The sequence below is a fragment of the Endozoicomonas sp. SESOKO2 genome (assembly GCF_024606245.1).
In the GTDB taxonomy this organism is placed as follows: Bacteria; Pseudomonadota; Gammaproteobacteria; order Pseudomonadales; family Endozoicomonadaceae; genus Endozoicomonas_A.
Genome location: NZ_JAHHPQ010000784.1, coordinates 1 through 7,321 on the forward strand (window position 1 = coordinate 1; position 7,321 = coordinate 7,321).

6 protein-coding genes are annotated in these 7,321 nt (G+C 49.4%); 4 read left to right on the top strand and 2 right to left on the bottom strand.

Annotated elements, in window-relative coordinates; genetic code table 11:
• Positions 1–184: 184 nt before the first annotated feature.
• Both KDK17_RS18660 and KDK17_RS19715 read left to right on the top strand, forming a co-directional pair.
• Positions 185–904, top strand: a complete 720-nt coding sequence (locus KDK17_RS18660; RefSeq protein WP_306671331.1) for a response regulator transcription factor — start codon at positions 185–187, stop codon at positions 902–904.
• A gap of 30 nt (positions 905–934) precedes the next feature.
• On the top strand, positions 935–2,524 hold the full coding sequence (locus tag KDK17_RS19715; RefSeq protein ID WP_257279885.1) for an ATP-binding protein: 1,590 nt from the start codon (positions 935–937) through the stop codon (positions 2,522–2,524).
• A 57-nt stretch (positions 2,525–2,581) separates the two neighbouring features.
• Here the strand turns inward: KDK17_RS19715 and KDK17_RS18670 are convergent, their stop codons facing one another.
• Positions 2,582–3,520, bottom strand: coding sequence for a LysR family transcriptional regulator (locus KDK17_RS18670; RefSeq protein WP_257288775.1), 939 nt, complete (start codon positions 3,518–3,520; stop codon positions 2,582–2,584).
• Between the two features lie 271 nt (positions 3,521–3,791).
• Here KDK17_RS18670 and metE point away from each other — a divergent pair, with 271 nt between their 5' ends.
• The gene (gene metE / locus KDK17_RS18675) at positions 3,792–6,077 is read left to right on the top strand and encodes a 5-methyltetrahydropteroyltriglutamate--homocysteine S-methyltransferase (protein WP_257279883.1); all 2,286 of its coding nucleotides are present in this window, start codon (positions 3,792–3,794) and stop codon (positions 6,075–6,077) included.
• Here metE and KDK17_RS18680 read toward each other — a convergent pair.
• Positions 6,058–6,495 (bottom strand): hypothetical protein, encoded by a 438-nt coding sequence (locus KDK17_RS18680; protein WP_257288776.1) that lies wholly within the window; start codon positions 6,493–6,495, stop codon positions 6,058–6,060. The two genes, metE and KDK17_RS18680, sit on opposite strands and share 20 nt — an antisense overlap.
• A gap of 399 nt (positions 6,496–6,894) precedes the next feature.
• On the opposite strand from KDK17_RS18680, the gene grxD reads away from it, so the two are divergent.
• On the top strand, positions 6,895–7,227 hold the full coding sequence (gene grxD / locus KDK17_RS18685) for a Grx4 family monothiol glutaredoxin (RefSeq protein ID WP_257274494.1): 333 nt from the start codon (positions 6,895–6,897) through the stop codon (positions 7,225–7,227).
• Positions 7,228–7,321: the final 94 nt, after the last annotated feature.

A 7,321-nucleotide genomic window follows, 5' to 3' on the forward strand; every position in this document is an offset into this window, starting at 1 on the left:
TCAATTTCTTGCAATCCTCGCTACGGACGCTTAAGTCCGACAGGCTGCTAGGGCAGGAAAATGACCTTTTGGGGAATTTACAGGTCATGTAGGGACTCTAATGCAATGCTGTAGTAGTATCCATCACCTGAGCCTGGCAATTCCCGTCGGGCTTATAGTCTTCATTTTTATAATCTTTGGAAGTTTGGCTGTGGAGAATTCAGAAACAGGTCGAATCCTGATTGTTGAGGATGATGAACGGCTGGCCACACTCACCCGGGACTACCTCGAGAACAATGGACTCTCGGTCTCTATAGAAGGTGATGGTGGCAAAGCGGTTGGTCGTATTCTTGAAGAGCGTCCTGATCTGGTGGTGCTGGATCTGATGCTGCCAGGAGAAGATGGTGTTTCCATCTGTCGCCGGGTTCGTGAGCAGTATGCCGGACAAATTCTGATGCTGACCGCCCGGACCGATGACCTGGATGAAGTACTGGGGCTGGAAATGGGAGCAGATGATTATGTTGCCAAACCGGTTCGTCCAAGAGTGCTATTAGCCAGAATCCGAGCTTTGCTGCGCCGAAATCAGGGGCCTCTGGAAGAACAGGAAGAGCAAAGCAACAGTCGCTTGATTTTTGGTCCGCTGGTTGTGGATAACTCTATGCGAGAAGCCTGGCTGAACGATGTTAGTGTTGAATTAACAAGTGCTGAGTTTGACCTGCTGTGGTTGCTCTGCTCCAATGCGGGTCGAGTGTTGAGCCGGGAAGAAATTTTCTCTCAGCTGCGTGGTATAGAGTACGATGGTCAGGATCGTTCCATTGATGTTCGGGTGTCTCGCATTCGACCTAAGATTGGCGACGATCCCATGCACCCTCGTTTGATCAAAACTGTTCGCAGTAAAGGTTACCTCTTCGTTAAAAGCGAATAACCGCTCTGAGTTATCTAAGTAGAGAAACCTGTGAGTAGCATTTTCTTACGCATATATGGCGGGCTCCTGTTTACGCTGGTGCTCGTCGCTGTTCTATCTGGTATTTCCGTTACGCTGATCAATGGAATAAGACAGGCTGAATATCGTGAAGATATGGTCAGGGGAACCTTTCGTCTGATCGCCGAGACCGTTGAATCGTTGCCTGAAGACGAACGTAAGCCCTGGCTCGAAGACTGGGGAAAGCGTCTTGCGATTCCCTTTGAGCTGGTGAGCCCTGAAAATTCAGGTCTGGATCAGGATCAATTCAAATCTCTGAAGCACGATGGTATCAAGGTTCGTATGTTGGATCAGAACAGTGCACTGGTGATGACACCTCTGACGGGAGACAGCCTTTTGGAAGGTGTAGTGTCGTCTATATCGGAGCAAACAGCCAGTGGTACTCTCAGCCTTCTAAAAGCCAAATTAATGCGTTTTCCCGTCGCTCGCAGAGCAGAAAAACTGAAAGAGTTGTCTGTCAATAGCTTCAGTTACCCTGTCCATCTGGTGGAGCCTTCTCAAACCCGGTTAGTGCCTGTGCAACAGGAGCAGCTTCGTAAAGGCAGCATGATGATGTTGCTGGATGATGAGGCACAGACGGTATCTATCTACACAAGTCTGCCTGATGAATCCCGATTGATCAGAATGGGACCATTAGGGTTGCTGAATCCTTATCCTTTCAAGCTGATGCTGACCATTGGTTTGTTTGTACTGACTTCCCTGAGTCTGGCCATTTATATTCTGGTTCGGGGAATGGAAAAACGACTGCGTAAGCTTGAGAGAGCAGCCACGCGTTTCAGCCGCGGCGACTTTGATGTTCGTGTCTCTTTGCATGGTGCCGACTCTATTGGTCGTCTGGCTCAGGCATTTAATGCCATGGCGGGTCATATCCAGAGACTGTTAAGTTTGCAGAAAGAAATGATCAGGGGTGTTTCTCACGAGTTGAGGACCCCCGTAGCCCGGCTCAGGTTTGGTCTGGATCTGGTGGCCGACGCCAGGACGTCTGAAGAAAGAGATCATCAGTTAGAAGGCATGGATAAGGATATTCAGGAACTGGATAACCTGGTGGATGAGATTTTGACCTATGCCAATCTTGAACAGGGTGCACCAGAGGTGCGTTTCAAGCGGCAAGATGTTGATAAAATCATTGGTCAGGTCGTCAGTGAGCACAAGCGCCTGCAGGATCGTGTGGCCATTGAGCACGTTCCATGCAATATACTTGACCCACGTCGCTTTGCGGACATTGATCGTCGCTATATGCACCGGGCTATCCAGAATCTGGTGGGTAATGCCTGTCGCTATGCAGACAGTAAACTGGAGGTCAGATTTTCTGCAACACAAGACACTTGTCGAGTTGATGTGGACGATGACGGCCCCGGTATCCCAGAGGATCAATGGGATCGAGTCTTTTCAGCGTTTTCAAGGTTGGATGACAGTCGTACCAGAAAATCAGGCGGTTATGGGCTGGGGCTTTCCATCGTGCGGCGAATTATGTATTGGCACAACGGTCGTGCAATGGTCAGCCACAGTCCTCTGGGGGGCGCCCGGTTCAGTCTTGTTTTACCTCGCAAGCAGAGACGCTGAACGACTGGAAGGCCTGGTTTGAAAGTAGCCTTGTTTGTTTCCCTCCTTCAAGGCTTTTCATTCCGGCAGGGCCGGAAGAATTCCCGGTAACGTTTTGAAGCAGGTTTCTCTGGCTGTTTCCAGAAAGTCGGCAATATAGGGCTGTTCTTTCTGTTCCACGCGGATACCTGCGTAGAGTGTTGACCAGAGACCTTCGCTTCCCAGCTTTCTTGCTGCTACATGGTCTTTTTCAAGGTACTCCGCCAGAGCCCAGTTAGGCAGAGCACAGACACCGCGCTGACTGGCAACCAGCTGCAGCATCATCAGAGTCAACTCAACCGTTCTGACTTGGTTGGGCTCTACGTCATCCGGATCCAGAAAACGATTAAAGATATCAAGCCGGTCGTGATCAATGGGATAGATGATCAGTGTTTCTTCTTCCAGATCAGCAGGCCCGATCCACTCCTTTTTCAGCAGGGAGTGGTGTCTGGAGAGAGCCAGTAGCATCTCATAACGAAACAGCGGGATATACGTCAGACCGGGAATATCCATCGGGTCAGAGGTTACCACCAGATCCAGCTCTCCTCTCGATAAGGCGGGTAAGGGGGCAAAGTTGAAGCCGGTGGCAAAGTCCATCTCCACTTCCGGCCATTGTTGACGATAAGCGTCAATGGTTGGCATTAGCCACTGGTAACAGCTGTGACACTCAATGGCAATGTTCAGTCGTCCTGATTCCCCTCCAGCCAGCCTGAACAGATCTTGCTCAGCATGTCTTATTTGAGGAAGAAGTTCGTCTGCCAACTGCAGGATGCGCAGGCCTGCTGATGTAAATCTGGGTGGGCGGGTTTTGCGGATGAATAATTCCATGCCAATTCGGGCTTCGAGTTCTTTGATCTGATGGGACAGAGCAGATTGAGTCAGGTGCAGGATTCTGGCTGCTTCAACCAGGCTACCGGTTTGCTTCAGGGCGTGAAGTGTTTTCAGATGCCTCAGTTCCAATCCTATGTTGGTTGTCATGATAAGAAATGTCTCGTCTGGGGATTTATTCTTTAAAAGATTATCAATTCTGCTCACTATTATCATTAGTAAAATGAGTTTGATTCAAGTTCTTTCGTGGGCCAGACTAATACCCGATGAGCAGCCGGGCGTGAGGACACTGACTTCGCAGCCACGGCAGATTTCGAAAAGACAATAGCTAGCCATGAACGACAGAGTAATTTTATGTCGCCATGGGTTATGAACAAATCTTTTTAAATAAACAAGAGCGGATGCTCTGGGGAATCCGATTATGGCAATCTCACACAGTGGTGGCTTTCCACGGATTGGTGCTAATCGCGAGCTGAAAAAAGCGCAGGAAGCCTATTGGAAGGGTGAGCTGAGTAAGGAAAGGCTGTTAGAGGAGGGCAAACGCCTCAGGCGGCAGCACTGGGCTCTGCAAAAGGAAGCTGGACTGGACCTGGTTCCGGTTGGGGATTTTGCCTGGTACGATCAGATGTTGAATCACTCGCTCATGCTGGGAGCCGTGCCGGCTAGGTTCGGTGCAGACTCAGACTGTGAGGACATTGATACGCTGTTTCGTATGGCCCGCGGCAGGGCTCCCAACGGTACTCCGGCAGCAGCCTGTGAGATGACCAAGTGGTTTGATACCAACTACCACTATATTGTTCCCGAGCTTCACAAAGGGCAGACCTTAAAGTTGTCGTCTACAGAACTCATTCGTGAGACCCGGGAAGCATTGGATGCAGGGTTTAAGGTTAAGCCAACACTCATAGGCCCACTCACCTGGCTGTGGCTTGGGAAGGTGAAAGGGGAGGCTTTCAATCGTCTGGAACTGCTGGATGATGCTATAGAGGTCTATGGGCAGGTACTCAATGAGCTGGCCAGATTAGGTGTTGAGTGGGTTCAAATTGATGAACCCATCCTGGTGCTGGATCTTCCAACCGAATGGCATCAGGCTTTTGAGTCTACCTACAACAGGCTGCAAGGCAAAGATCTGAAGATCCTGCTGGCGACCTATTTTGGAGGCCTCAATGGCTCGACTACGACCGTGGTGAATTTACCTGTTGAAGGTCTGCATGTTGACTTGGTTCGTGATACTGAGCAACTGACGGGAATCCTTGACCGGCTGCCTTCCTACAAAGTGCTTTCGGCCGGTGTGGTGAATGGCAGAAATATCTGGAAGGCGGATATTCGTTCTATTGTTGATAAACTTCGCGAAGCCAGTGAGCGTCTGGGGCACCGTCTCTGGGTTGCTCCCAGCTGTTCACTGTTGCATACACCGGTTGATCTTGAATATGAAACGAATCTGGATGATGAATTGAAATCCTGGTTTGCCTTTGCCGTGCAGAAGTGTCAGGAAGTATCTTCCATAGCTCGCTTGCTTTCAGACGATCAGAGCCCTGAAGTTCAGGCTGCCCTGGCTGCATCAGATCGAGCGGTTGAAACCCGGAATCAGTCATCAAGAATACATAACGAGGCCGTTCAGAACAGGGTTGCCGGGATCGGCAGTGGTGATGACCAGCGTAATCTGCCTTATCGCGAGAGGGCTTTTGTCCAGGCATCCAGACTTAAATTACCGATGTTTCCCACTACGACAATCGGCTCTTTTCCACAGACACTTGATATCAGAAAGCAGCGTCGTTTATTCAGGAAAGGTGAGCTAAGTGAGAATGACTATGTAGAAGCTATGCAAAAGGAGATTCGGGACACTGTTGCCAGGCAGGAGGCGCTGGGACTGGATGTTCTTGTTCATGGCGAAGCCGAACGTAATGATATGGTCGAGTATTTTGGTGAGCAGCTCAATGGTTTTGCCTTCACCAGCAATGGCTGGGTTCAGAGCTACGGCAGCCGCTGCGTAAAACCTCCCATCATCATTGGTGATGTTTCCAGACCAGAGCCCATGACCGTTAATTGGAGTCGTTATGCCCAAGACCAGACCAGTAAGTGGATGAAGGGTATGCTCACAGGTCCGGTAACCATTCTCTGTTGGTCTTTCCCCCGGGAAGATGTGGATCGTAGTGTATCCTGCTTGCAACTGGCTCTGGCGCTCAGGGACGAAGCCGTGGATCTGGAAAAGGCGGGTATTGGCATTATCCAGATTGATGAACCGGCGATTCGCGAAGGCTTACCCTTGTCTAAGCAAGACTGGCCTGACTATCTGAACTGGGCAGTAAAAAGCTTCAGGATCGCTGCCAGTGGCGTTCAGGATGAAACCCAGATTCATACCCACATGTGTTATAGCGAGTTTAACGACATCATTGAGTACATCGCAGCAATGGATGCCGATGTCATCACCATTGAGACCTCCAGATCTGACATGGAGTTACTGGATGCTTTTGAGCAGTTTGAGTATCCCAATGAGATCGGGCCCGGGGTATATGACATCCACTCCCCCAACGTTCCCGAGCCACAGTGGATGAAACAGCTGATGAAGAAAGCCGCTGAAAAAATCCCTGCGCAGCGTTTATGGGTCAACCCGGACTGTGGTCTCAAAACCCGGGATTGGCCCGAGGTGGAAGCAGCCCTGAGCAATATGGTGCAGGTGGCTAACGAACTCAGGGATGAGCTGGCTTAACCGGTGATGCCCTGACCTTAACTTCAATGACAGGTGGTTTTGGGGGGGAAGTGACGGCAGAAGCTTCTTCCCCTTCATAAGTCAGAAATGAGGGCGCCATCAGTTCGGTATGGACGCTGGTGAAAACTTCTACCGTTCCCTTTTGCTCACCAGGCTTTAGCATGTAGAAAACTTTGTAAAGTTGGTTATTTTCAGCATCTTCGAAATAGAGAGTGGTGCCTTGATCCGCTGAGATGGTGATGCTCTGGGGTTCCAGGGGGCGCTCGTCAATGATCAGGTTTGTATCCAGTTGGTACTGGTTTAGGGTTGGTTCTTTGGTTTGAACGAACCCGGTGCACCCTGATAACATCAGTGCCAGGGAAATGATCAAGAGCCTCTGATAAAGGCTGTCTGAGCGAAAAGTATTCTTGTTTAACATTCAATTAAAATCCTTAATTAAGAGTCTCGAAGGCTTAAAGATAGATGTATAAAGCAGCCTGAACCAGTGGGAACAAGAGAAGTTTTGATCTTGGTTTTCGTGGGCGTTTTGCAATGTATTCAGGCTCTTTGTCAGAGAGATCGTAATAATGTATCTGTGTTTGTGTGTACTCACATATCTCGTAAGATAATTATTTAAAGGTTTTAGACTGATGTGAAGAACGTTAAGTTCCTGCATCAGGCAACCGTCAGGCAGTCGTTATCTGCCCGGATTTTGGTATAACCAATGGTGTAAGTCAGGTATTTTCTTTAGAATGCTATGCCAGTGCCAACAGCTTAAGTACCTGGTTAGTTACTTATATAAAAGCCGTTGATTCCATTTCGGTGATGAGGTGATTTCATGGATATCATGGATCAAATTAAAGAGCAGATTGAAACACATGACATCCTGCTCTACATGAAAGGTTCTCCCAAGCTGCCTCAGTGTGGATTTTCCTCCAAGGCGGTGCAGGTTTTAATGGCTTGTGGCGAGCAGTTCGCCTATGTAGACATTCTGGCTAATCCGGAAATTCGTGCCAATCTGCCAAAATACGCTAACTGGCCAACCTTCCCACAGCTGTGGATTAAGGGTGAGCTGGTTGGCGGTAGCGACATTCTGATTGAGATGTATGACAGCGGCGATCTTCAGAAGATGATCAAGGCCGCTGCAGGCAAAGAGGAAAGCGCTGAATAATTTTGGCCTTCTTCAAGGTGGGGAGGATATGATCCTCCCGCCTAGCAGCCTGTCGGACTTAAGGCTGTCCTACTGCGGTTGCAATAAATTGGTC